Origin of the sequence: Brevibacillus sp. 7WMA2, assembly GCF_010748895.1 — a bacterium.
GTDB classification, from domain to species: domain Bacteria; phylum Bacillota; class Bacilli; order Brevibacillales; family Brevibacillaceae; genus Brevibacillus_B; species Brevibacillus_B halotolerans.
In genome coordinates, this window is the sequence record NZ_CP048799.1 from 499,288 (window position 1) to 525,501 (window position 26,214).

Sequence of the window (26,214 nt, forward strand, 5' to 3'; positions counted from 1 at the left end):
AGGAGGACACTATGAGATACCAACGAATAATCGGCGTACTCGTCGTTTTTCTTTTGTGCGTTAGCTATTTAGGCCCACAACCTCGTGCATGGGCATCGCTAGCACCTAAGGTTTCGGCGGAAGCAGCAGCTGTAATTGATGTTAAATCAGGACGTATTCTGTACCAGAAAAATGGAAACAAGAAAATGAGAATTGCCAGCTTGACGAAGACATTAACAGCCATAGTGGCAATAGAAGCAACCGATATAAAAAAGGTGGTTACGGTACCAGACAAAGCCGTAGGAGTGGAAGGCTCCTCCATTTATTTAAAAAGAGGGGAGAAGCTGACCCTAGAAGAATTGCTATACGGCTTGATGCTTCGTTCTGGTAACGATGCCGCTGCCACGATTGCTTTGCAGGTAGGGGGCTCCATTGAAGGGTTTGCCGCCATGATGAATGAAAAAGCTATGTATATTGGCATGGCTCAAAGTAATTTTATGAACCCGCACGGATTAGACAGTAGCAAGGAGCACTATTCCACTGCCGTAGACATGGCTAAATTATCTGCTTATGCCTTACAAAATCCACAGTTTCAGCAGATTGTTTCCACGAAAGTAAAAAGTATTTCCTGGGAAGGCGAGAAATGGGAGCGTAGGCTGCAAAACAAAAATAAAATGCTCCATCTCTATGACGGAGCAGATGGTGTCAAAACGGGATATACAAAGCTTGCCAAACGTTGCTTAGCATCATCAGCGACCCGAGATGGACGGCAAGTTGCTGTTATTACGCTTAATGCACCTGATGATTGGAATGACCATGCTAATCTTCTCGATTATGGCTTTCAACAGTTCAAAGAAAGCTCTTTACTTCACAAGGGCGAAAAATGTGATGCTCCTCAATCTATTAAATTGGAGGACAAAGGAAAGGTTGAGCTGGTTTCATTAGCTGACTTTACATACCCGCTTAAAGCTGAAGAAGAGCAGCATGTGAGTAAAAAGGTTCAACTGTTTCAAAAACAGGTAGGTCAACATGATGTAAATGAGCATGTTGGGTTTGTTGAGATATACTTAGGCCAACATCCCATTGGTAAAATACCACTTACCCTACGAAAAATGAAAGTAACGGATACCTTTCAAAACAAAACACCAAGTGGTATCTGGAAGCATGTCTCCCAATTGCTGAAGGGAGGATTACCTGATGCTTAACATCATATGGTTATTATTAATTATAGTCAGTGTGATCGTAGCAGCTGTAAACGGACGTATGGAAATGATAAGTCAATCAATATTTGAAGGTGCCAAAACAGGCGTTACTGTCTGTTTTGGTCTTCTCAGCGTCCTCATCTTCTGGATGGGGATCATGAAAATTGCCGAAAAATCTGGACTTTTACAGCTAATCTCAATCTGGTTATCACCTATTGTACAAAAGCTTTTCCCCGACATACCGAAAGGACATCCGGCCATTGGCTACATTCTCTCTAACATGAGCGCTAACATCCTCGGGCTTGGAAATGCTGCTACTCCTATGGGAATTAAAGCAATGGAGGAGCTACAAAAATTAAACCCCCACAAAGATATCGCAACCCCTGCTATGTGCACCTTACTTGCCATCAATACGGCCAGCATCACACTGATTCCTACTACGATGATTGCCATTCGCTTGCAATATGGTTCAACGAATGCGTTTGAAATCGTGGGTACAACGTTGCTCGCCTCCTTTATTGCAACAGCTTTTGCCCTGCTGCTTGATCGTGTGTATCGTCTGCGCTACAAGCGCAAGTCCCGTTAAAGGAGGGAGCTAGCTTGTACTCACTGATCAATGTCTTCTCGCTTTGGGCAATTCCAGTCTTTATTTCTTTCGTTTTAACATACGGATGGTATAAAAGAGTGCAAGTCTATGAAACATTTGTAGAAGGAGCTAAAGGAGGACTTGTGACAACCATCAAAATATTACCTCATTTAGTAGCGATGATGGTGTCCATTACTTTGTTTCGAGAATCAGGTGCATTAGATATTTTGCTCCAAGCGATGAAGCCTGTCCTCCACATTCTTCATATTCCCTCGGAAATTGTCCCATTGGCTTTGCTGCGTCCTTTGTCCGGTACAGGGTCACTCGCTATCACAACGGATTTAATTGCGCAATTTGGACCAGATTCAATGATTGGTAGACTTGCTTCTACGATGCAGGGAAGCACTGATACAACCTTTTATGTGCTGACCGTGTACTTCGGGGCAGTGGGGATCAAAAATGGCTTGTACGCATTAAAGGTAGGCCTATGGTCAGATTTGATTGGTGTAGTTGCTTCTCTAGTGGTTGTTTCCTATATTTTTTCCTAAAATGGCTACTCCTTCTCGCATGAGCGTGCGCCTTCATCTTTATCTGAATGTTTTAAAGCTTGTGTCAGTGGTTGCTGGTAAACTGTGATACAAGCTTTTTTCATTGGTTTGTTCTGTGCAATCTTTATAGACAACCAACAACATATTTTTTAACCCCATATGACAAGACTAATAATCATACTAGCAGTGGGGGATTCATTGTGTTTTTTCCTAAAAAAACTGCTCGTGTACGAGTAATTTGCAATCTTTGTCAACCGTGCTCTTGTCCAACCTGCTGGAAATAGGTAGAATGTGTGAGGGGTGGTCTATATGGAAGAACGCTTGCAGAAGGTGCTGGCACAAGCGGGTGTCGCCTCGCGTCGCAGCTGTGAAGAACTGATTAAGCAAGGTAGAGTAAAAGTAAACGGACAAGTGATAACCGAGCTGGGTACCAAGGTAAATGCCTCTGTAGATCAAATTCTGGTTGATAATAAGTCCATTGCACAAGAAGAACATGTATATCTCTTACTTAACAAACCTACAGGAGTCATTACAAGCATGAGTGATCCTGAAGGACGTAAAACCGTTCGTGATCTGGTTAAACAAATTCCACAGAGGGTCTATCCAGTGGGCCGTTTAGATTTTGATACATCGGGTCTCTTAATTATGACAAACGACGGGGAATTGGCTAATCGTTTGGCTCATCCGTCATTTGAGATGGATAAGGTATATCGGGCTTGGGTCAAAGGGATGCCTACATCGGAAAGTGTCTCTCGACTAGCTAAGGGGATTAAACTAGAGGACGGAATGACCTCTCCTGGAAAAGCTAGAATTTTGGAGCGAGATGTCAAGAAAAATCGCACCTTAATTGAGCTGACCATTCATGAAGGCCGCAATCGTCAAGTGCGCAGAATGTGTCAAGCAATTGGACATCCCGTAATTACCCTGCAACGAATTCAGGTTAGCTTTCTTACGCTAGGCAATCTTGGCCTTGGTACATATCGGTTATTAAAAAAGGAAGAAGTAGAACGATTGCGGAGTGAGTTAAAAAAAGTTCAAAAGAAACCGAACAAACGTTTGTGATAAATAGCACATCGTTCAAAAGTTGTTCAAAATATCCAACTCGTTTAAAATAGCGGCAAGCTATAATAAAGAAGGAATGAGTAATAATTGGAATGATTCTGAACAAAGTCAGGTGAACAAATGTGAATAAACAAAAAAGAACATCAATGCGAGTTGCTATTTTGGGAGTTTTGTTAGTTGCTCTCGTTTTTGCTTTGTACACAAGCTTTGCTAAGCCAAATGAAATTAAAAAAGGAGATAAAGCGCCTAATTTCAGTTTGCAAAGCTTAGAGGGTGAAACGATGACATTGGCTGATCTAAAAGGGAAGGGAGTCATCCTTAATTTCTGGGGCTCTTGGTGTGAACCCTGTAGAAATGAAATGCCCGACTTAGAAAAAGCATGGCTTGCCAATAAGGATCAAAACATTGTCATCGTAGGGGTCAACGTGGGAGAGTCGGAGGTATCTGCTGAGCAATTTGTCCGTCAGGTAAATACCACGTTTCCTATTTTGATGGATAAGCAAAAAGAAGTAACAAAAGCATATAACATCGGAAAAATGCCTAGTACGTTTTATATTGATCAGGATGGCATCGTTCAAGAAATCATCATTGGACAAATGGATGAAAAAAGAATAAATTCCGCGCTAGAAAAGATTAGACCTGTGAAGACAAATTAAACCGTAAGCGAGGACACGAACATGGATCAGAGAAAATGTGAGTGCGGACACACCAACCCGGTGGGGACGCTTTTGTGTGAATCCTGCGGTATACCTCTTTTGCATTCTGTTAAAGAGTTAGATGAAAAGAAAGCGTTTCCTGATATGCGTTATGAAGGAACAGCGCGTCGTTCCCAGACTTATTCCACCACGGTGGTGGACAAAGTCTGGAATTTCTTTTCGTCTGTAAAAATCGCAATCATCATAATAATCATTACCTTAGTAATGGCAGGAATTGGGACGATCCTACCGCAGTTGGAATACGTACCAGTCCCGTTGCTGGATGAACCAAGCAAAGCTTTGTTTTACGAGCAAACATACGGTTTTTTTGGCAAGGTATATTACGCCTTAGGTTTTCATGAGATGTATGGGTCCTGGTGGTTTGTTAGCTTACTGGTAATGATCGGAATATCATTGGTTATTTGTAGCTTAGACCGGGTAATTCCACTGTACAAAGCTTTGAATAAACCACGTTTGAATCAGCACCTATCGTTTTATAAAGGGCAGAAATTACATGCTGATACGGTATTGCCTGAGGGACTTTCCGTTGAAGAGAAGCTTGAACAAGTCCAGGGCTGGTATAAGAAAAAAGGCTATCGCGTTTACCGGGAAGGTAATTCCCTACTGGGAGAAAAAGCAAGGTTTAGCAGATGGGGTCCTTATGTGAATCATATTGGACTGATTATTTTCTTGTTAGGTGTTTTACTGCGTGGCGTCCCACAATTCTTTTTAGAGGAAACGATTTGGGTGCGTGAAGGGCAAACCGTAAAAGTGCCGGGAACAGAGTTCTATATTGAGAATTTAGATTATAAGACTGAATATTATACAAAGGATGAATTTGCTGAAGATCTTCCTTTGCAAGAAGGGCAAGTAATCGCGAAGAATTACCAGACTGATGCCGTTTTATACAAAAATGAAAATGATGGGCTAGCAGGAGCCAAGCCCAAATTGGTGGAGGTCAAGAGAGGATCGATTACTGTTAATCATCCAATGACTTACGAGGGTATCCTTTTATATCAATTGGATCGCCGAGAACAAATGCTGGGCGCTCTTAATTTTGACTTATATGATGCCAAAGAAAAAGAAAAAAGAATAGGTTCGTTCAAAATTGATTTGTATGAGCCGAAAAAGGAACAAAAGGTAGGCAATCATTACGTTGTTCGTGTCATGGATTATTTCCCAGATTTTGAGTTGGGCAAAGATGGATTACCAACGACCAAAACGACTTTACCAAATAATCCGATGGTTGCCTTGGAAATTATTGATTCCAAAACAAATGAAAGTGAACGATTAGCATACGTAGCTGGTGGTTTTATTGAAAATACAAAATCGCCTCGCTTCATTTTAGAGGTACATAAGCCTGATATCATTGATTCAAGCGGCCTATTGGTGCGTAAAGATACGATGATTCCGTTAATCTACAGTGGGGCTTTTATTACGATGATTGGATTAGTCATGGGCTTCTATTGGCAACATCGCCGTATTTGGGTCCATGTTACAAATAATGAGCTGTATCTAGCCGGTCACACCAATAAAAACTGGTTTGGTTTACAACAAGAAGCTAAGAACCTAGTGAAACAATTAGAGTTACCATTGGAACTCATTCTTGAACAAGATAAACAAAAATCGAAGAAGAAAGCGTAAAGAAAGGGGTTCTCACGATTGATACAGGTAAGTAGCAATCTATTATTGATGGCCTTTGTGTTGTATTTGATCGCTACGATCGTATTTGCAGTAGCAATCACGGGAAAACGTTGGTCTAACAGGGATGCAAAGGCGCACCAGGCACGATATGCAAAGATTGGCGTGGGAATCACTGTAATCGGGTTTTTAGGCCATTTGGGACAGTTTATCATAAGATGGATCGTGTCTGGACGTATTCCTACCAGTAATATGTTTGAATTTATCTCCTTTTTGTCAATATGTATTGTAGCCGCATTCTTACTGCTTTATTACATCTACAAATTAGGCGTACTTGGTGCCTTCGCAATGCCGCTAGCAGCTATTATGCTCGCTTATGCAAGTGTATTCCCTAAGGAGATCACGCCACTTATTCCACCGTTACAAAGCTACTGGTTAAAGATTCATGTAACGACTGCAGCACTTGGGGAAGGAATTTTGGCGGTTGGCTTTGCTGCGGGGCTCATGTACTTAATTCGCACCATTCCACAAATCAAAAAGTCAGCAAGTACCTTTTGGCTAGAGTTTTCCATTAGTGTTGTTTTAATGATGGTTGGATTTATTGTTGTCTCGGCATCCTTTTCCTCACCAAGCCTAAGAACATCCTTTGAATTTCCGGTTTATGACGAAAATAATCCGGCTATTGTTAAAAATATGCAGCAGGTTGAGTATAAATTGCCGGCAATTGTGGCACCACAAGAGTATAAAATCATCAAAGAAGGTCCAATCAAGCCATTATTTGAAGCGCCCACCTTTATGCATGGGAAGGATGCGGCTCGTAAATTTAATACGATGATCTGGTCTGTGCTGTCAGGAGTTGTGTTTTATGGATTGCTTCGATTGATTTTACGTAAACGGATTGCAGCAGCGATCCAACCAGCTTTAGAAGACATTGATCCAGAGCTCATTGATGAGATCAGCTACCGTGCCATTGCTATTGGATATCCCATTTTCACTTTAGGAGCGCTTGTTTTCGCCATGATCTGGGCAAATGAAGCATGGGGTCGCTTCTGGGGCTGGGACCCGAAAGAGACATGGGCATTGATTGTATGGCTGTTTTACAGTGTCTATTTGCACCTTCGTCTATCGAAGGGATGGATTGGAGAAAAATCTGCTTGGATGGCAGTACTAGGGTTTGTTATTATATTAGTAACACTGGTTGTAGTAAATTTGGTGATCGTAGGCTTGCACTCTTATGCAGGTGCTTAACTCTAAAAATTTGCTAACAAGTTAAAAAAGCTGGTTGTACGCCAGCTTTTTACTTGTACTATCAAGATGTATAGGCTATTTTAGATAAGTAGGTTGTACTCATTTTAACAATTAATTTCAATGTTGTAGCAGAGGTGATCTGGGTGGAGAAAGAAAGAATCCTCATCGTAGACGACGAAGAAAGAATCCGTCGCCTTCTAAAGATGTATTTGGAGAGAGAGAATTACTATATTGATGAGGCAGAGCATGGAGAAGAAGCCTTGGATAAGGCTTTAAATCAAGATTACGATATTATCTTGCTCGATCTGATGCTGCCTGGTATGGATGGAATCGAAGTTTGTACAAGAATTCGTGAGCAAAAAGCGACGCCAATCATCATGTTGACGGCTAAAGGAGAAGAAACGAATCGTGTGAATGGTTTCGAGGCTGGCGCAGATGATTATGTAGTAAAGCCGTTTAGTCCGCGTGAGGTTGTTTTCCGTGTGAAAGCGATTTTGCGTCGTTCTTCTGCTACTGCTTATTTAAAAACAGATACGGTATCCAGTCATTCCATTCTGGTTTTTCCAGAGTTAACAATTGATCATGATGCTCATAAGGTCACCGCAAATGGTGTTGAGGTAAATCTAACTCCAAAAGAGTATGAGTTATTGCATTATTTAGCATTATCTCCAGATAAAGTATTTACGCGAGAAGAATTACTAAAAGATGTTTGGCACTATGATTTTTTCGGGGATTTGCGGACCGTGGATACGCATATCAAACGTCTGAGAGAAAAGCTAAACAAAGTATCTCCTGACGCTGCTCAAATGATTTCAACCGTTTGGGGCGTAGGGTATAAACTCGAGGTGCCAAAATAAGTGGATAATATACTGCGAAGTGTTGTCGGAAAGCTTTGGATGACAATCATAGCGTTATTCGCGGTGGTACTTACGATTTTCAGCCTCCTGCTAGTTCAGTCCTTTGGCAGTTATTATCTGAAAAAGCAGTCGGCTGATTTAGCTCTTCTTGGAACAAAAGTTGCTGCCGATCTGGAAACTGTGCGTGATCAAAAAGAAATGCTGAAGATGGCTTCCAAAATCTTGACAGTATACCATACAGGTCTACTGGTAGTGGATGAGCAAAAACGCGTTCTTGCTCATGAAGCGACGGATGAAAAGCAACCGTCCCTTACGCTGGATAAGCTGTTAAACAGCGGGGGATTTCCTATAGACGATGCTTTTGCAGGAAAGCAGGTTGGCCCTAATCGTTTGATTTTTGGAGATAAAGCTTCAGACAGTCTTGAACACACGCAGTTTCTGGCTATGGCTATTCCTTTTTCCTTTGATGGGAAACAAAAATCGGCACTTATTTTATATCAAGCCATCCAAGAAGTGAATGGTACTTATCTCGAGATTAGACAACTTATTTTTGTTGTAGGTGTCATTGGATTTATTTTAACAACGGTATTCGCGTTCTTTCTATCTTCGCGTATTACCTCACCATTGCGTCAGATTAAGCAATCTGCTCAACGCATCGCTGAAGGAGAATTTAATACGGAAATACCGCTTCGATCTACGGATGAAATCGGTGAGCTAGCTGCTGCCTTTAATGTTATGACACTGAAACTGCGTAATGTAGTAAATGCTCTGTCGCATGAGAAGGAGCAAATGGCAACTGTTTTACGTAGTATGATTGATGGCGTTATCATGCTGGATCAAAAAGGGCGTGTCGTATTAACAAATCCTCAGGCAGAAGATTTTACTCGGGACTGGGCGTATGAAAATCAAGGGCGTCCTTTACCGATTCAGGAATTGTATCAAAAAATGTTGCTATCAGAACAAGAAGTAATGGAAGATTTTGAAGCACAAGGGCGTTTCTGGTCTGTTGTGATGGTACCGCTATACGATCACAATCAAGTTCGAGGGGCTGTCGCTGTACTGCGGGACATGACTAAAGAGCGGAAACTGGACAAATTACGCCAAGACTTTGTTGCAAATATTTCGCATGAATTAAGAACACCTCTGTCTATGCTACAGGGCTACAGTGAAGCCATTGTAGATGGCATTGCTTCCACTCCAGAGGAACATAAGGAGCTAGCTAAAATCATTTATGATGAATCAGTTAGGATGACGAAGCTAGTAAATGAATTACTAAGCTTGGCTCGTATGGAAGCAGGGCATGTGGAGCTCCATGAAGAAGTAACAGAGCTTCTTCCTTACTTCGAACGTGTGTTACGCAAATTTGCCAACAGAGCGGCAGAACGTAATATCGAAATCCAGCTTGATAGGCAAACGGATTATGACGCGATTTCCATTGATCCGGACAAAATGGAGCAGGTACTGACTAATTTAATTGACAATGCTATTCGTCATATTCCTGACGGTGGACTTATTACTGTTCGTATAAAGAATGAGGATGCAGGAAAAATAACCATTGAGGTAATCGACACAGGCAGTGGAATTCCGCAAGAGGATTTGCCATTTGTTTTTGAGCGTTTTTACAAAGCAGATAAAGCTCGAACGCGTGGTCGAGCTGGAACTGGATTAGGTTTAGCAATTGCAAAAAATATCGTAGCAGCCCATAACGGAAAAATTTCTGTCCAAAGTAAGATGAAGGAAGGAACAACCTTTACCATTACAATACCAGTCATCACATAGATAGAGAGTAAGATGGATGAGAGAATGGAGTGTTTTTTGGGGATGAACAAAACGATTTTATTTGATGTGGATGGTGTATTTTTAAGCGAAGAGAGATATTTTGACGCCTCTTCTCTGACCATTTGGGAAATGCTATTTAGCGAAAAATATATCGGAATAGAAGGACAGGATTTCACACCGACACCTGAGGAAAAGGTGATTAGACGTGTCCGAACCGAGATTTTTGCAAATGACCAAGTGCTGACCTTTCTGAAAGCTCAAGGTATTAACTCTAACTGGGATATGGTGTACTTAGTTGTTGCGTATCATCTTATTTGCCTTGTTGCAAAATTACAAGAAACGAAGCAAGAAGAAGTTCGTGAGCTGTTAACGAATCAGATTGGGCGAGCAGAGATTAAAAAAATTCAAGCTTTGCTGAAAGAAGCAAAACTTTCCTTTGCACCTGACTATGCGGCTTTTGTTTCGGATTTTGCAAAAGGGAATGTAGAGAAGAGTGAAATGCTACTCTATCTCAACCAAATTGCTTATGAAAAATGTGGAATAACCACGAACATTTTTGCGCGTACTAGCACGCTGTGGGAGCTATGTCAGGAGACATTCCAAGAATGGTATTTGGGCGACGGACTGATTGCTGATTCCATAGACAGAGCGGCTTATCAGGAAGGGAAAAGAGGATTTTTGTCAGACGAAATTCCGATCATTGAACCAGCCGTTATGAGAGAAGTGCTACAAGGCTTACGTGATCGTGGGTATCGTTTAGGAGTAGGTACAGGACGTCCTTCAATCGAAACGTATGTTCCACTAAAAGAGCTTGGTATTTTAGAGTTTTTTGACCCGGATTGTATTGTAACAGCCTCGCATGTATTGGAAGCTGAACAGCAATTCCCAGAAACCGCCCCGCTCTCTAAGCCTCATCCATACTGTTACTTTCAAGGTTACTTGACTAGAGGAAAAGGTGTTTCCGCCGCGCTTTCCTGCCAGCTAACAGAGGAAGAACGTAAGAATTTGCTAGTTGTTGGAGATTCTGTTGCTGACTTAATGGCAGCTAGATCAATTGGTTGTCAGTTTGCAGCTACTTTAACAGGGCTAACAGGAGAGGAAGCACGGGAGAAATTTGAAAAAGCAAATGCAGAATTTATTTTGCGTGATGTAAGCGAGATTGCAACAATCGAGTTTTAATCGAAATTGGATTGAGAAAGAGCATGTGAGCAACCACGGTTGTATTCATATGCTTTTTTCTTTTTATCATAGACGATAAATTGGAGACATTTTCCTCTAATAACGAAACAAATAAGAGGAATAGTAAAAAAAAGTATGTGCTTAGGGAGGAAACCCACATGCCCATCATCTCCATTTTTACTTTTGGAAAGGTCATTGGCTAATCAATATGGAAGATAAAAAAACTTGGGACCTTATTTCTGTAGCATCAATTCCTCTAGTTATGACACTGGGTAATTCTATGCTTATTCCGGTTTTGACCATAATGGAAAAGAAACTTGGGATTTCCTCTTTGCAGTCAAGTATGCTTATTACTACGTATTCTGTGGTAGCCATTCTACTTATACCGCTAGCCGGTTTTTTATCAGATCGTATGGGGAGAAAAACAATAATCATACCGAGTTTGTTGATTGCTGGCTTAGGAGGACTTCTTTCAGGCTGGGTTGCGTGGAAAATGGCTAATCCTTATATGATGATTCTAGTCGGTCGTACCTTACAGGGTGTAGGAGCAGCTGGAGCGTTTCCTATTGTTATGCCACTAATTGGGGACATGTACCGAAATGACAAGGAGGTTAGCACTGGTCTAGGTATCATTGAAACATCCAATACCTTTGGTAAAGTATTATCTCCCGTATTAGGTGCTTGGTTGGCTTCGTTGATCTGGTTTTTACCTTTTTTTGCAACCCCTGTCTTTTGCCTACTTTCTCTTTTATTAGTAGCCTGTTTTGTGAAAGCGCCAAGAGAGAAACAAAAACCAAAAAGCTTCGGAGAATATAAAAAGTCCATTCGGGCTATTTTTCATGCAGAGGGGCGTTGGCTGTATGCGGTATTTGCGATCGGATGTATCTCCATGCTTGTATTATTTGGCGTGCTTTTTCATTTATCGTCGGTGCTAGAGGATCAGTATAAGTGGGAAGGCATAAAAAAAGGGCTTGTGCTAGCCATACCATTAGCTTCCCTGTGTTTCGTATCCTATGTGACAGGGAAGGTAATTGGTGAAAATAAGCTGTTAATGAAATGGTTGTCCACTTCGGGAATGTTGGTCCTTTTTGTCAGTATGGTTTGGATTAGCCTTAGCCAGCCGAGCATATATCTGTTCCTGATTCTTTTATGTGCCGGTGGGGCAGGGATAGGAGCGACACTTCCAAGTTTAGATGCTCTGTTGACGGAACGCTTTGAAAAAACAGAGAGAGGAACCATTACAGCATTGTACAATAGTGCACGGTTTGTTGGAGTTGCCATAGGGCCGCCTTTATTTGCCTATTTGATTGCATTTTCGCATCGTGTATTATTTCTGATGGTAGCGGGAATCTGTTTAGTGGCCGTAATTCTTTCCTTGTTTGCTATTAAACCAGCAAAAACAGGGACCACAAAGAAAGAAGATAGTAGTTCTGAGTCAAGTATGATAGCCAGAAAGCGTAAAGCAAAAACGTAACGAGCAGAGAAATATCAGATACCTAGCTTAAAAACCAAGTGTTCATATTGGTTTGGTTGATAAATTGCAAAAAAGCCAAGGCAATAGGTGTATCTTCCTAAGCACTTGGCTTTTTACTACGGAGTACGATTTTTTCACTTCTATTATTCGTTCCAACGTAGCGATTCTAGACAATGAAAACGGAAGGCTTCCGTTAAAAATTTCAAATAGTAATCATTTCGAACGATAATTTCAAAGACTCCTTGCTGATCGGTATAAAATAATGCGTCTGTATAATCTTTATCGTTGTTTAGATAGGTACGCAATTCTTTGATACGATCCCGCATTGCCTCTGATTTTATTTCTACACGGAAGGTAACATCCTTCTCGTTAGGTGTTTCTTCAATGTGGATGGCTGTTTCATTAAACGTATACGCAACCATGATTTTTCCTCCTTTTTACATGAAATAAACCAAATACAGATAAAGATTAGACATCAAGATGGAAAGAAGCATGAGTGGGAAAGCGATCTTCATGAAGCCTAGAAAGCTAATGCGATAACCATCCTTCATGGCCAATCCAATCACAATGACGTTAGCACTAGCGCCGATTACTGTTCCATTTCCACCTAGACAAGCTCCAAGTGATAAACTCCACCAAAGAGGTTCTATATTTTCTATACCCAAATGGCCCAAGCCTTTAATCAAGGGTATCATCGTCGCTACAAATGGAATATTATCGACGAAGGCTGATGCTATCGCACTTAACCAAAGAATAAGAAAAGCTGAGCTCATAGCCTCTCCACCTGTTAGTGACATGACTCTCTTCGCCAGTAAATCAATTACTCCTGTTTCTACTAATCCACCAACCAAAATAAAGAGGCCTACAAAGAAAAACAGGGTTGTCCATTCTATCTGTAACAAGGCATCCTCTAAATAATTTTCTCCCGTTATCAATAATAAGAAAAATGCACCTGTTAAAGCGATAGTAGCCGTTTCCAATCCTAGTAGATTATGAATAACAAAGCCTGTAATGGTCAGACCTAGCACAATAAGGGATTTTACTAGTAAACGGATATCGGTCAGTTCTTCTTTTTCATTTAGTTCCATAATTTTGTCTTGCAGGTCTGGTGTTGTCACTAATTGCTTACGAAAAATGAAATACAATAAAGTAAGTGTTACGAGCATAATGAGGATGACGATCGGAGCCAGATTTGTTAGAAAAGCCATGAAGTCTAGCTTGGGGACAGCACTACCTATCATAATATTGGGCGGGTCACCAATTAATGTTGCGGTGCCTCCAATATTAGCGGCTAATATTTCACTTATCAGATAGGGAATGGGGTTTACTCTAAGGGAATGAGCGATACTAAAAGTAATGGGCACAATCAGCAAGACAGTGGTTACGTTGTCTAAAAAAGCAGAAGCCACCGCTGTAATCAAGCTAAGATAGATAAGAATCGCGGCGGGTCTGCCCTTCGCTAATTTAGCAGCTTTAATGGCCATATACTTAAAAAGGCCAGTTTGAGAAGTGATTGCCACTAAGATCATCATGCCAATCAACAGCCCAAGCGTATTAAAGTCAATGTAATGAAGCGCATGCTCCTGGCTGACGATGCCTGTTATAACCAGCAGGACAGCACCAACCATTGCAATAATGGTTCGATGAATTTTCTCACTGATGATACATGCGTACGTGAAAAGAAAGAACGTAAGCGCAAGATAGGCCTGGCTGCCCATTCTGATTTCCTCCTAGCTTTATTGTATATACCTAAAATATATTTTGGGAGAAAACAGCCAAAAAGGCAGAATCTCTACCAGTTTGGCTGTTTACAGGTTCATCTATACTTTACCTAGATTCTTATATTGTTATAACTCAATTTGCGTTACGCTAGAGATTTCAAGGGATTGACCTAGTTCATCCAAGAGTTCAGTGCTAAGCGGTTTATCAACGGTTAGCATCATAATGGCATCTCCGCCTACATCCTTGCGACCGACCTGCATGGTGGCAATATTGACACCATTTTGTCCAAGCACGCTGCCAACATATCCAATAACACCTGGGCGGTCATGGTGCTGAACGTATAGGAGGTAGCCTTGAGGCTGTACATCAATGGTGGATTGATCAATTTTGACAATTCGATCACCAAAGCCATTTAAGCGCGTACCAGCAATCGTTCTTGTCTCTAGATTGGAGCGAAGTGTCACAGTAATTAAATTGGTAAAACCACGGGATATTGTTGACTTTTCTTCCGTTACAGAGATATCCCGCATTTTTGCTAGGTAGGGTGCATTAATGTAGTTAACTTCGGCACCTAGTCGATATGCTAATAAGCCTTTTAAAATCGTGCGAGTTAATGGAGAGGTGCTCATCTCAGATAATTCGCCGCTATACGTAATTTTCACTTCTTGTAATGCACCGATTGTTAGTTGAGCTAAGAATTGTCCCAATTTTTCAGATAGGGAGAAGAAAGGCTGTACTCGTTCCATTAGATGAGCGTCTACAGTAGGTAAATTTACTGCATTTTTGAAAGTTTGATTACGTAATGCCTTGAGTAACTCTTCAGATACATCAATCGCAACATTTTCTTGGGCTTCCACAGTAGATGCCCCTAGGTGAGGAGTTGTAACAACTCGTGGATGACCTATCAATGGATTATTAACCGGTGGCTCTTCTTCATATACATCAAGTGCGGCTGCAGCAATTAATCCATTATCTAATGCATGCAACAAAGCCTTTTCATCAATGATTCCGCCACGCGCACAATTAATCACCCGAGTGGTTGGTTTCATTTTAGCGAACTGCTTGGCATTTAACAGATGCTTGGTCTCTTTCATTAATGGAGTATGCACGGTGATAAAGTCCGCCTGTGTAACAATATCATCTACAGTGCCGTTTGTTACACCAAGCTTTTGAGCGCGTTCGTCTGTCAAATAAGGATCGTAACCAATTACGTTCATCTGAAAGGCTTTTGCTCGCTTCGCTACTTCAGAACCAATTCGGCCCATTCCAATAATTCCTAAGGTTTTATTGTGAAGCTCTACACCCTGAAAGCTTTTACGGTCCCATGCTCCATCAACCAATTTTTTATGTGCCTGAGGAATGTTGCGAGCGACAGCCATAAGCATTGCAAAGGAGTGCTCAGCCGTGGAAATGGTATTACCATCTGGAGCATTGATAACTACAATACCTGCTGCCGTGGCTGTATTAATATCAATATTGTCGACACCAACACCGGCACGACCAATTACCTTTAGTTTCTTCGCTGCATGTATTACTTCAGCAGTCACCTGTGTTTGACTCCGAACCAATAAAGCATCATATTGTTCAATGATTTCAAGTAACTCATCAGGAGATAGAGCTGTTTTTTGTTCAACGATCACATCCTGAGCGTCTAGCAGTTGCTGAATACCTTGTTCACTTAAGGGATCACTTATTAATACGCGAAATCTATCCATGCTGAATCAATACCTCCTGAGCCGCACGTACACCGGCACCTAATGTTATTTCGTAACCAATCTGCTGCAAAGAGACTTCAATGAGTGAAATGACAGTCAATACGTCCTGCGGATCACAATAGCCCATATGACCAATCCGGAAAATTCTTCCTTTTAAATGCTGCTGTCCACCAGCAATGACCACATTATATTTGGTGCGCAATATTTTACGTAGCTCCTCAGCATCAAATAAATCGCCAGGATCTACGGATGTAACAGTAGGAGAGGCGTATTCATCCTCTGTCATTAACGGTAATCCTAATGCTCTCATGGCAGCTCGTGTCATATTTTTCATAAGCTCATGGCGAGCGAATACCTGAGGAAGACCTTCTTCATCGAGCATTGCTACTACTTCCTCTAATCCAAACACAAGGGATACGGCAGGGGTATAAGGCGTTGTCTGATCTGCCATACTTTTTCGATATGCCTTAAGATCAAGATAGAAGGCTTGAGGAGTGATTTGTTCAATACGTTTCCATGCCTGTTGGCTAACGGCAATAAAAGCAAGTCCAGTAGGCAGCATAAAGGCTTTTTGTGAACCTGTTACAACAATATCCAGACCCCATTCATCCATTTCGCAAGGCACAGCTCCTAAGCAACTAACCGCATCAACAATAAATAAAGCGTTGCTATGCTTTTTGACGACCCTCGATAATTCAGGTATTGGATTTAACACACCAGAGGATGTTTCACAATAGGTAGCAAATACAGCTTTTGCCATCGGATGCTGTACGAGAAAATCTTGCAAGAGTTCAGGCGTAATTGCTTCTCCCCAAGCAACCTCTAAACGGTGAACTTTGATTTGATACCGTTCGCAGATTTTTGCGAATCGTTCGCCAAAAGCTCCGCTAATCGTGACGATTGCTTCATCCCCGGCTTGCAAAGTATTAACTACGCTCATTTCCAAAGCGCTTGTACCGCTTCCGGCAATGACATACACTTGCTGAGTGGTACCGAAAGCCGGTTTTATTTTCTCAGCTACGTCAGAAAGCATTTGAGAAAATTGACCACTGCGATGACCGATCATGGGACGGTTCATTGCTTGCTGCACACGAGGTGGGATTGGGGTAGGGCCAGGTATACGTAATGTGATTTTCTCTTTAAACATGATTCTCATCCTCCTAAATATATCTCTATGGCTTCCTTACTTGTAGACATTTTGTCTTTTGAGCATATAAAAAAACTTCTCAGCCTCCCCACTACAAATCACATGATGTAGTGAGGGGCGAGAAGTTATATTCGCGGTACCACCCTCATTTGTTCTTCTTTTCGCAAAAAAGAACCTTACCAGGTAACAAGACCTGAGAGATAACGGATCATCCGTTCAAACCTACGACCGCAAGCGGGCTTGGTTTGCCAACTCGGAAGTGCTCATCTCTTAAAGGAATCACCGGTTCGCAGCACCCACCGGCTCTCTGAGGATTTCCTGTAAAAGCATCTCTTCGTCAAAGTTGTTTTGTATGTAGCTGTTAAAGTTAGAACTTACTTTATCACCGTACAACAGTAGCGTCAAGAAGAAAAATTGAAAAAGAAAGAACATTGATTTTATGTACTGTCGCTGTTGTTCGTAAATAAGTGAAGTATATACATAATTGTGTTGTAAAAACAGGTGAATGTACGGTTTTTGTGAGATGAAGAAAAAACGAGTAATGAGTAGAAAACGAGAGACAAATGGTAGAAAGTAATAAAAAATGAGAGATTGTTCAACCGAGGATGATAGAGTTAAAAATGAGAATGTTATAGATAAATATTCGGATTTTAGCAAGCAAGGTTTGCTTAAAAAAAGTAAATTTTTATTGAGATAAAACAAGGTTTGGACAGAAGAAAAACCACTCACACTGCTAAAGCAGAGTAAGTGGTTTTGGTCTTCCTTATTTGATTGCAATCGATTATCCGTCGATTTTAATAGAGTCAGTTGGGCAACCGTCTGCTGCATCACGAACATCATCGTGCAGGATCTCAGGGATCTCAGCAGTGTTTGTATTGTCGTCAATCGTGTTGAACGCCAAACCTTCATCGTCGTAATCAAATACATCAGGAGCTGTGGCGCCACAGGCCCCACACGCAATACAGGTATCTTTATCTACCCATGTAGTCATTATGGTTTCACCTCCTGCCCCTTGATAGTACGTCCAGCTTACACAATTATTGTATAATTACTTTATGCCGATTACAAGAATGAATCGCGTCCAAATATGTACCTAGAACACGATTTATTTATGATAAATCGGCACTTCAGGCAAGGAGAGAGCAGGGTAGATCTTTTTGTTTAATTGTACAAAATCTCCAGCATGTACCCCATTGCTTGCAATCAATACATTAACACCAAACGGGATGTTTTGCCAGCCTAATTTCACTGTCTCTTTATTTTTTATACGCGCATCGATAGAAGCCGTCAAATCCTGAGGGAAGAATTGAGGTATGCTTCTAATATTCTCCATATATCGTGCAGATATGTAATTGCGATAATGAAAAGGTAGTGTATCCCATGCTGCAAATGTCAGCGAGGTAATATCGACATCACCGATAGGGTGTTGTAGTACATAGATTTGTTCCCACATAGCAATTGCATGATAAAATTTTGTTTGAGCTTGTAAATATTCTGATTGAAAGTCTTTGGCATGACGCAGGGCTGCGATGTCTTCGGAGGAGTAGTGACTGCCTTTCGTATCTGCCATGGCTTTCGTTAAACTATTATGTAAGGTATGTAGGCTTCCAAGAAATTGATTTCTAGACGCAACCAACAAAGGAGAACGTTCACTGATATATACTTTTTCTAGCTGTTCGATTTTAGTCTGTACGACTTGTTTGAGTTGGCTATGAACTCCTTTTTGTTCTTCCAATGTTTTTCCCTGTAAGTTGGCTACATAATAAAAATAGTCGGTTTGAAAAGTGCTGAGTGGTTCATAAAAGCTGTAGTAATAATGGGTGAAATCTTGCTCGGGGTATAGTTTCTTTTCACGAATGAGTTTTTCCTGATTATGTGTTTGGTGCGTTAATTGCTGGAGCTGAGTTAGTTGCTCATCCATTTTAGATTGAACTACGTTTGCTCCCCAAAAAAATCCGACAACCAAACATGTTAATGATAAAATAATCATGTATGTAACAATATACTCGTGCTTGGACAAACGCTTTGTCATAGGTAATCCCTCCGTCTAAAGCAAAAACAGTACAATCAATTTTTGTCACTGCTTTCATGATAAAATAAATAAATTAATCAAACGTGAAGGAGAAACTTTGATCCATGGAGGAACAAGATTTCCGATTTTTTGAAGCTCTCGTATTGAAAGGTCTAGCTGTGTTGCAAGGGGAACGTACTCCTCAATCTCTCTACTACATGGTAAAAGGACGTAAAGCTAATCAAGTATGGCAGGATGTGAATAATTTTAACCTCCACTCCTATTATCGGCTCTTCCCTTGGATTTCAAGAGGGCTGTGGGAGCAAATCATCCAAAACCTCATGGAAAAAAAGTGGGTCTCAAATACTAATACAGTGCAAAAGGATGGTATATCAAGCTTTGAGCTAACTCATTTGGGGAATCAACAACTTTGTGAACAAAATAAAACCTATCAATTGGAGCGGTGGTTATCTGGAATTAATGGGATGTCGATAACAGAGCAGGCAATGTTATTTCGCTTACAAGCTTTGCTCATGGTTCAAACTATATCACAGCTACTACATGACAACTCTCACTTTTCACCGATTGTGCAAAACAAAGAGATTCAACGTAGAATCAAGCAACTGCTGGCAGAGCCGGATGAGCGAGCGGCATGGCTTAATGGATTGGTAGACGAGCTCTATCTGTTTATGGATATGCTTGAGCCTACGCTACAGCAGCAGTTTTTTTTGCAGTGGACGGGAGCTTCACAGGTAGGCCTCACAGCTCGGCAAATTGCCTACCAATTTCGTGAATCATTTCTACTTACGGAGGTAAAGCTGTTGTCGATTTGGAGTAGCTTTTATTCTGAGGTAAAGGAGAACAAATCAGGCCGATTCCCCTTATTACAAAAACTATGCCTGCTTCAACCAGCACAAAAGCCGCCAATCAGTATAAGTGCTTGGGAAACATATAACATGCTTCAAAAAGATATGACGCTTGAGGAGATTGCTTCTAGGCGTACGATTAAATTAAATACCGTAGAGGATCATCTGATTGAAGCTGCTTTAAAGGGGCTGCCTTGTAAGTATGGTCGTTTTGTGAGCGATCAGCAGATTCAATTCGTACATGAAGCAAGCGATCGCCTACAGACAAAGCGACTGCGACTGTTAAAGGATGAATTGGGCCATGATTATAGTTATTTGCAAATCCGATTGGCTTTGGCCATTAGAGGAGCGTCAGCATGGAAACAAATATGAAAAACATTCGTCTTATCTTACAACGGTACTTTGGTCATGCCGCGTTTCGCACTGGACAAGAGGAGATTATTAGTCGAATCTTAAAAGGGGAAAATGTGCTTGGTATCATGTCTACAGGTGGTGGGAAATCACTTACGTATCAGGTGCCGGCATATGTGCTACCTGGTATCACACTTGTAGTATCCCCGCTAATTTCCTTAATGGTCGATCAGGTTCAGCAGTTGTTAAAAAACGGACATCGGCTAGCGACCTACATAAATAGTTCCTTGGATCGTGATGAAATTCGCTTGGTCATAGATGAGCTGGAAGCGGGGAAATACAAACTTGTCTATATTTCCCCAGAAAAATTGCAACAACCTTCTATTATCCGGCTCCTCCAAAAAAGAGGTGTGTCCTTGGTAGCGATTGACGAGGCTCATTGCATATCGCAGTGGGGCCATGACTTTCGTACAGATTATTTAAAATTGCCGTCTTTGATTAAAGCACTGGGAGAACCTCCTGTGCTAGCTGTGACGGCCACTGCTACACATAACGTGGCGCAAGAAATTGCTGATCTGTTTGACATTGCTGTAGATAATCAAATCCGCTTAAGTGTGAATCGTTCTAACATTGCCTATGATCTATATCCGGCCAGCGATGAGGCAGACAAAAACACACGATTGCTTGCTCAATTACGTGAGTGCCAAAAGCCGGGCATCGTATACTGCAGTACAAGGCAAGCAGTAGAACAACTCGTAGTGCTGTGCCAGCAAGGCGGGATTCAGCGGGTAAGCGGCTTTCATGGTGGAATGAACCCGATGGAGCGGATTTTGATTCAAGAGCAATTTATTGCAAATCAATTAGACGTGATTATTGCTACGAACGCTTTTGGAATGGGAATTGATAAGCCAGATATCCGCTTTGTTATTCACTATCATCTTCCTGCAAGCATAGAAGCTTATACACAAGAGGTTGGACGGATTGGACGTGACCAACAACCTGGATATGCTTGTTTGTATGTACAGGAAGAGGATGTGCATATTCACCACCGTCTTTTCCAAAACGAATATCCAACAGACGAAGAATTAGTTGCCTTTCTAGGACTGCTACGTACCTCAGTTTACCGAGCTGATTCCCACGTTCTCACCAGAGAGGGGTATGAGCAAAAAATCACACATGAGGAACTTTTTGCAGCTATTGGCATTGGCGAGAATGTAACAAGGCTCTTATTTTACTATGCACAGGAAGCAGGAGCGGTTCATAGTGTTCAACTAGGAAAAAACGGGTATACCTACTGGATTCAACCACATGACCCCAAGCTCATCCATGGTACGATGAAGCAACGAATACAGCTAGTAAAGCGTTCTAAATTTGCGAAATTAGGGACTATGCAGGAGTGGATTCAGACCTCTGGTTGTTTGCGCGAAGCGTTGCTAGCTTATTTTGGGGAGAGGATGATAGACAAACCAGAGTCATGCTGTAGAACCTGCGGAATCAACAGAGAGCTTTATCATGAGTCTGCAAAGCAGGAACGGATTACTCGTGAAGCAGTCTGGAATCTTCCGGAAGCCCTGGAACGATTGTTGCCCCGTAAATCGCCAAACGAAGGAGGTTCCGCTTCGTTGTGAATAGAAAAAATGAGCTAGATCAGTTAGATGACCGTACGCTGTTACTCAATCTGTGGCTCACACAAGGTATCGTTCTTTTGATTGCCCTACTAGGGTCATGGTTTCTTTATACGAAAACAGAATTTTGGCAGCTTCTATTAACGATGCACCCTTCTTATCTTGGCTATGCAGTTCTTTTGATCGTCCTTGTTGTGGCTAGTAATATTATTATAGAAAAAACAGTTCCGCCAAGCTGGATAGATGATGGTGGAATGAATGAACGGATTTTTCGTTCTCTTTCGATTCCTACTACGTTTTTACTCTGTGTAGCTGTAGGGATTAGTGAGGAATGGCTTTTTCGCGGTGTAATTCATGAGTTGATAGGTAATGTGTGGACAAGTATACTCTTCACAGCGATTCATTTTCGATATTTACAAAAACCTATTCTCATTGGAATGGTGTTTCTAACAAGCTATTTACTAGGCATACTTTTTACCTGGACCAATAGTCTGATCACAGTTATGTTTGTTCATGCTACTATCAATTTCGTCCTTGCTTTATTTTTAAAATATAAGGCAAGCTCGATACATTCACAGGAAGATATGTAACACGAAGGGGAGGAAATAAGATGGAAGGTAGAGATGGAGACAAGCAAATAGCAGAGCAGCAGGATACCCTGCTTGGCTTACCTCCTAGAAAAACGAGGATCAAAAATAAAAAACAAGCACAAAAAAAGCAAGCAACTCGCATAAGCGAAGAAAAACAAGCAGCAAAGAGTGATAACGAAGGATCTAAGGAGCAAGTAAAGGCCTCGTCTACACTCGCTAGTGGAGGTGGATGGAAAATCATTGTTCCGTTAGCAGGAGCAGTAGTCGTGGCAGGTGTTTTATTCATCTGGAAGGAGATGAATTCGACACAACCGGCGTTCATTTTTAGTGGGCACCAGACGCGGACAGATGAGATTGCTTCAGGAACAGGAGTTTCCGTTACAGGATCTGAACCTCTAAATAGGGAGGGTACAGATCCGGCAAATGCTGCAAAGCCTGAAATGAACCCGCAGCCACATTTAGAGGATAAGAAACCAGCGAATAATGCAGTCCTTGGGCAGGAAGGGGATAAAGGTGGTTTAGGTACAGAGGCTACCGTTGCCTCTACGGCTAAATCTACCGTTAAACCTACTAGTACCTCGGCCCCAACTACTAATAAAACTACCGCTGAGCAGAAAACTAGCCCAACTTCAGTTCCAGCTTCAAACAAGCCTGAAACAACGGTAAGTGAGGAAAAACCTGCAAAAAAAATAAAAAGTAAATTGTATAAAGTTAAAAGAGGAGATAATTTACATAAGATTTCCCGTGCTTACTATGGAAATAATAATGGAGTAAAACGAATCGCAACTTTTAATGGTCTTAATACAGAAGCCCCATTAATAGAGGGAAAAACACTTTACATTCCTGTAGATTAGTGAAAGATAATCATGTTAATCGCCTAAAATGGTTACTCTAGATAGAGAAACCGTTAGGAGGGACTCATGATTTACGACACCATCGTGATTGGAGGCGGAATTGCTGGTTTACAAGCAGCAATTCAGCTCTCGCGAAGCTTACATAAGGTTTTAGTTATTGATAAAAAATCGGGGAGATCGACCTTAGCCCGTAAATACCGAAACATTTTGGGTTATCCAGAGGGTGTCAGTGGAATGGAACTGAGAACGCAGGGAGAAATAATGGCCAAGCGTTTTGGAGCCGCATTTATTCAAGATGAAGCAACATTTTGTGAGCAGAATCAGGAGCATATTTTCTGTGTGACCACAAGAGAACATAAGGAAACCTTTATGGCAAAGACTTTACTAATTGCCACGGGAATTACTGACCCTTTGCCAGAGATTCCAGGGTTGGTGGAATGCCTAGGGGAATCCATTTACATTTGCCCCGATTGTGATGGCTATGAAGTACAGCAAAAGCGTACAGTCGTAATTGGTTCGGGCAAGCAAGCCTTGCAAATGGCACAGGAATTAAAATACTACACACAAGATATCATGGTTATTAATCATTCGCTAACATCGCTGGATAAGGAGGATCAAATCAGGGCTAATGAATGGGGGAACTATTATAGAGAGGGTGAGATCGTCTCTATAGAACAGCAGAATGGTTATTTGTCATCAATAAATTTACGCTCTGGTGAAGCAATTTCAGTAGAACGAGGTTTTTTAGCTTTTGCCGGAGCACATGTTAATTCAGACCTACTACAAGCTTTTCAAATTCAACTTTTACCCCAAGGACATGTTCAGGTAGATCCACGAACCAAGGAAACGAATCATCGCAATATCTGGGCAGCTGGAGACGTCAATGCTCACTCTCAACAGGTTACGATCTCAATGGGAGACGGCTCTCAGGCTGCTATTTGGATACACAAGCGATTATTGGAGCTGGCACAAGAATAAAGATCGCCATAAGATGGGCTTATGATATGACGTTATAATCTTCCGCACTTGATGAGAAACGATGATGAACAGGCGTCGGGAAAAAGCTCATAAGTTTTCTGGAAGCAGTAACGTCATTTTTTTTTTCCATGCATATTGTGGATTATGAGATCATATTGAACAGGATCAATGAGTTGTATAAATACATATCAGTTGGGTATATTCTTTTTACATGAAACGAACTGCTAGAATATTACGTATAAGGTATATAATTGAGCCTGGCCTAGATGTTTTTCTTTCCTGAGAAAGTAAAATTTCTTACAATAATACCTTGGTTTTCCACTAGATTGACGATTTATGTCGGAAAGAGAGTAGTAGGAAAAACTTCAATATCTATGTTCTTGTCTCACAATGTGGTATTATACAAGAATGGATGAATTATATTTACAGCAGGATTATAGCTTAAAGGGAGTTTGTCTAGTAAGAATGAAATAGATATTTTTGTACGCCAGGTTATTCTATTTATAGATGTATGTACGGAACTATTACAGGCTTCTTAACATACGTTGTAATAGGACTGGATGGTGAGGAGGGACAGTCATGCGAGTTGAACGCCTTGGCCAAGACAAGATAAGAATTTTTTTAACCTTTGACGATCTTACGGAGCGAGGTATTGAAAAGGAAGACATGTGGCGTGACATTCCTAAAGTTCATGAGCTGTTTAATGATATGATGGAGCAGGCTTATGATGAGCTTGGATTTGAAATATCTGGTCCAGTTGCTGTAGAAGTCTTTGCTTTACCTGCCCAAGGAATGGTAGTCATTGTCACTCGTGGCAAAACAGGAATCACTGCTGAAAAAGATGAAGAAGATGATGTATACGAAATGGAAGTTACTTTAGAAGAGAGTGACTTAATCATATATGCTTTCCGCGATTTTGAACATGTCGTAGAGGTAGCTCACAGAATTAATGCCTTTTTAACATACGGAGGTAGCTTATATTCTTATCAGGATAAATACTACCTTGTTTTAGAGGATGTAGAGCTAGAACAAGAGCGTTACCAGCATCTCATTGCGATTTTATCGGAATATGGTGAGGCAAATCCTATTACTGTATATGTGTTAGAAGAATACGGAAAGTCGATCATGCCTGATGACGCTGTTAAAGAAATCGCTCGATATTTTCGTTAATAAGAAGAGAAGGACACCTATGTGCGTAAGTTATAAGGTGTCCTTCTTTTTTATGCTGTCATTTTTTATTGGATACCGGCAAATAAGTCGGTTTCTTTTTCTGTAGGCTGATAGTTGGGCAAGTTATGCCATGCCAATAGATAATAATTAGTGGTTGGTACGTTTTTATAATCATGAGAGGTTATACCTGGAAAGACTCGCTCGACAGATAAATGCTGGGTTTTATGTGCTAGTAAGGCTTTCGCTATCTGCTCTCTGTAGGGCTTTTGATCGATGACAGTTGTAATATCCTCCAATGAATCGCCATTGGTAGGTGTCCCGTTTTTACTCGTAAAGGGAGCTGTTAACGGGATGGTTGCATGATATAGCTTACGAACGCTTGAAGAATCGTCCAGCAGGTGATCCACAACATACTGAGTAGCCTTCGACATCGCGATATGATCAGGATGACCCGATATCCCATGCGGAGCAAACGTAATTAAAATTTGTGGTTGCTCCTCATCAATCATTGCTTTTATATGGGCAGCAAGCTCTTGTATGGGAGAATTGTCTACCAGTTTATCCTGATAATCTAATACCGCAACCCGATCTACACCTAAGATGTCACAGGCATGGCGTAATTCGGCTTCTCTATAGGCGGGTAGCTCCTCTGGTGTGCATAGTGGTGGTGTCCCTGCTTTACCTGCCTGACCTCTCGTAGCACACAGAAGAGTTTGACGTACATTCGCTTGGTCCTTATAGAATGCAATCGTGGCACCGGAGGCAAATGTCTCGTCGTCTGGATGTGCATATATTAGTAGAATTCCTTTTTGTGTTGTCAACAAATTCACACTCCTAATAGCCTTTTCTATTTGTTATTATGACATAGGTTCTCCCAATCGAATACAAAAGAAAGCACATTTCAGAGCAAGTAACCCTTTTCATTTTAGTAAAAG

At 41.2% G+C, this 26,214-nt stretch carries 24 protein-coding genes and 1 other annotated feature; of the genes, 17 read left to right on the forward strand and 7 right to left on the reverse strand.

Annotated features, from left to right (window positions below):
• Positions 1–11: 11 nt before the first annotated feature.
• The 11 genes from GOP56_RS02090 (at position 12) to GOP56_RS02140 (ending at position 12,250) form a co-directional block, all read left to right on the forward strand.
• Complete coding sequence (locus tag GOP56_RS02090; RefSeq protein WP_022583914.1) at positions 12–1,184, forward strand: D-alanyl-D-alanine carboxypeptidase family protein; 1,173 nt, start codon at positions 12–14, stop codon at positions 1,182–1,184.
• Positions 1,177–1,767 carry a nucleoside recognition domain-containing protein gene (locus tag GOP56_RS02095; protein ID WP_022583913.1) on the forward strand — a complete coding sequence of 197 codons (591 nt, stop codon included), beginning with the start codon at positions 1,177–1,179 and terminating at the stop codon, positions 1,765–1,767. The genes GOP56_RS02090 and GOP56_RS02095 overlap by 8 nt, the downstream gene beginning before the upstream one ends.
• A gap of 14 nt (positions 1,768–1,781) precedes the next feature.
• A complete protein-coding gene (locus GOP56_RS02100; RefSeq protein WP_003338473.1) occupies positions 1,782–2,315 on the forward strand; it encodes a spore maturation protein in 534 nt (177 codons plus the stop codon).
• A 309-nt stretch (positions 2,316–2,624) separates the two neighbouring features.
• The gene (locus GOP56_RS02105) at positions 2,625–3,377 is read left to right on the forward strand and encodes a pseudouridine synthase (protein ID WP_022583912.1); all 753 of its coding nucleotides are present in this window, start codon (positions 2,625–2,627) and stop codon (positions 3,375–3,377) included.
• A gap of 122 nt (positions 3,378–3,499) precedes the next feature.
• On the forward strand, positions 3,500–4,033 hold the full coding sequence (resA, locus tag GOP56_RS02110) for a thiol-disulfide oxidoreductase ResA (RefSeq protein ID WP_003338476.1): 534 nt from the start codon (positions 3,500–3,502) through the stop codon (positions 4,031–4,033).
• Between the two features lie 21 nt (positions 4,034–4,054).
• Complete coding sequence (locus GOP56_RS02115; RefSeq protein ID WP_163244366.1) at positions 4,055–5,716, forward strand: cytochrome c biogenesis protein ResB; 1,662 nt, start codon at positions 4,055–4,057, stop codon at positions 5,714–5,716.
• An 18-nt stretch (positions 5,717–5,734) separates the two neighbouring features.
• Positions 5,735–6,961 carry a c-type cytochrome biogenesis protein CcsB gene (gene ccsB, locus GOP56_RS02120; RefSeq protein ID WP_163244367.1) on the forward strand — a complete coding sequence of 409 codons (1,227 nt, stop codon included), beginning with the start codon at positions 5,735–5,737 and terminating at the stop codon, positions 6,959–6,961.
• Between the two features lie 143 nt (positions 6,962–7,104).
• Positions 7,105–7,818, forward strand: a complete 714-nt coding sequence (locus tag GOP56_RS02125) for a response regulator transcription factor (protein ID WP_003338479.1) — start codon at positions 7,105–7,107, stop codon at positions 7,816–7,818.
• On the forward strand, positions 7,819–9,597 hold the full coding sequence (locus GOP56_RS02130; RefSeq protein WP_163244368.1) for an ATP-binding protein: 1,779 nt from the start codon (positions 7,819–7,821) through the stop codon (positions 9,595–9,597). It abuts the gene before it with no gap.
• Between the two features lie 42 nt (positions 9,598–9,639).
• Positions 9,640–10,776, forward strand: a complete 1,137-nt coding sequence (locus tag GOP56_RS02135; RefSeq protein ID WP_163244369.1) for an HAD family hydrolase — start codon at positions 9,640–9,642, stop codon at positions 10,774–10,776.
• Positions 10,777–10,984: 208 nt separating this feature from the next.
• Positions 10,985–12,250 (forward strand): MFS transporter, encoded by a 1,266-nt coding sequence (locus GOP56_RS02140; protein ID WP_163244370.1) that lies wholly within the window; start codon positions 10,985–10,987, stop codon positions 12,248–12,250.
• Between the two features lie 143 nt (positions 12,251–12,393).
• On the opposite strand, the gene GOP56_RS02145 is transcribed toward GOP56_RS02140, so the two are convergent.
• The 6 genes from GOP56_RS02145 to GOP56_RS02170 form a co-directional block, all read right to left on the reverse strand.
• A complete protein-coding gene (locus GOP56_RS02145; RefSeq protein WP_068793137.1) occupies positions 12,394–12,672 on the reverse strand; it encodes a hypothetical protein in 279 nt (92 codons plus the stop codon).
• Positions 12,673–12,687: 15 nt separating this feature from the next.
• Positions 12,688–13,968 carry an ArsB/NhaD family transporter gene (locus tag GOP56_RS02150; RefSeq protein WP_163244371.1) on the reverse strand — a complete coding sequence of 427 codons (1,281 nt, stop codon included), beginning with the start codon at positions 13,966–13,968 and terminating at the stop codon, positions 12,688–12,690.
• 129 nt (positions 13,969–14,097) lie between these two features.
• Positions 14,098–15,687 carry a phosphoglycerate dehydrogenase gene (gene serA, locus GOP56_RS02155; protein WP_163244372.1) on the reverse strand — a complete coding sequence of 530 codons (1,590 nt, stop codon included), beginning with the start codon at positions 15,685–15,687 and terminating at the stop codon, positions 14,098–14,100.
• Entirely contained in the window at positions 15,680–16,834 is a 1,155-nt protein-coding gene (locus GOP56_RS02160; RefSeq protein ID WP_163244373.1) for a pyridoxal-phosphate-dependent aminotransferase family protein, read from the reverse strand. The genes serA and GOP56_RS02160 overlap by 8 nt, the downstream gene beginning before the upstream one ends.
• A gap of 110 nt (positions 16,835–16,944) precedes the next feature.
• Positions 16,945–17,184, reverse strand: a binding site (T-box leader).
• A 431-nt stretch (positions 17,185–17,615) separates the two neighbouring features.
• Positions 17,616–17,825: a ferredoxin gene (locus tag GOP56_RS02165; RefSeq protein ID WP_003338489.1), complete on the reverse strand. Its 210-nt coding sequence runs from the start codon at positions 17,823–17,825 to the stop codon at positions 17,616–17,618.
• Positions 17,826–17,939: 114 nt separating this feature from the next.
• A complete protein-coding gene (locus tag GOP56_RS02170; protein WP_163244374.1) occupies positions 17,940–18,866 on the reverse strand; it encodes a hypothetical protein in 927 nt (308 codons plus the stop codon).
• A 104-nt stretch (positions 18,867–18,970) separates the two neighbouring features.
• Between GOP56_RS02170 and GOP56_RS02175 the strand changes: the two genes are divergently transcribed.
• The 6 genes from GOP56_RS02175 (at position 18,971) to GOP56_RS02200 (ending at position 25,279) form a co-directional block, all read left to right on the forward strand.
• Positions 18,971–20,083: a YpbB family protein gene (locus GOP56_RS02175; protein WP_163244375.1), complete on the forward strand. Its 1,113-nt coding sequence runs from the start codon at positions 18,971–18,973 to the stop codon at positions 20,081–20,083.
• Complete coding sequence (locus GOP56_RS02180; protein WP_163244376.1) at positions 20,068–21,690, forward strand: RecQ family ATP-dependent DNA helicase; 1,623 nt, start codon at positions 20,068–20,070, stop codon at positions 21,688–21,690. Before GOP56_RS02175 ends, GOP56_RS02180 begins: the two co-directional genes overlap by 16 nt.
• Complete coding sequence (locus GOP56_RS02185; protein ID WP_163244377.1) at positions 21,687–22,277, forward strand: CPBP family intramembrane glutamic endopeptidase; 591 nt, start codon at positions 21,687–21,689, stop codon at positions 22,275–22,277. Before GOP56_RS02180 ends, GOP56_RS02185 begins: the two co-directional genes overlap by 4 nt.
• Positions 22,278–22,297: 20 nt before the next feature.
• On the forward strand, positions 22,298–23,131 hold the full coding sequence (locus tag GOP56_RS02190) for a LysM peptidoglycan-binding domain-containing protein (RefSeq protein WP_163244378.1): 834 nt from the start codon (positions 22,298–22,300) through the stop codon (positions 23,129–23,131).
• Between the two features lie 66 nt (positions 23,132–23,197).
• Entirely contained in the window at positions 23,198–24,109 is a 912-nt protein-coding gene (locus GOP56_RS02195; protein ID WP_068793144.1) for an NAD(P)/FAD-dependent oxidoreductase, read from the forward strand.
• A gap of 579 nt (positions 24,110–24,688) precedes the next feature.
• Positions 24,689–25,279 carry a genetic competence negative regulator gene (locus GOP56_RS02200; protein WP_003338497.1) on the forward strand — a complete coding sequence of 197 codons (591 nt, stop codon included), beginning with the start codon at positions 24,689–24,691 and terminating at the stop codon, positions 25,277–25,279.
• 65 nt (positions 25,280–25,344) lie between these two features.
• Here GOP56_RS02200 and GOP56_RS02205 read toward each other — a convergent pair whose 3' ends face one another.
• Complete coding sequence (locus tag GOP56_RS02205; protein ID WP_163244379.1) at positions 25,345–26,103, reverse strand: PIG-L deacetylase family protein; 759 nt, start codon at positions 26,101–26,103, stop codon at positions 25,345–25,347.
• Between the last annotated feature and the right edge of the window lie 111 nt (positions 26,104–26,214).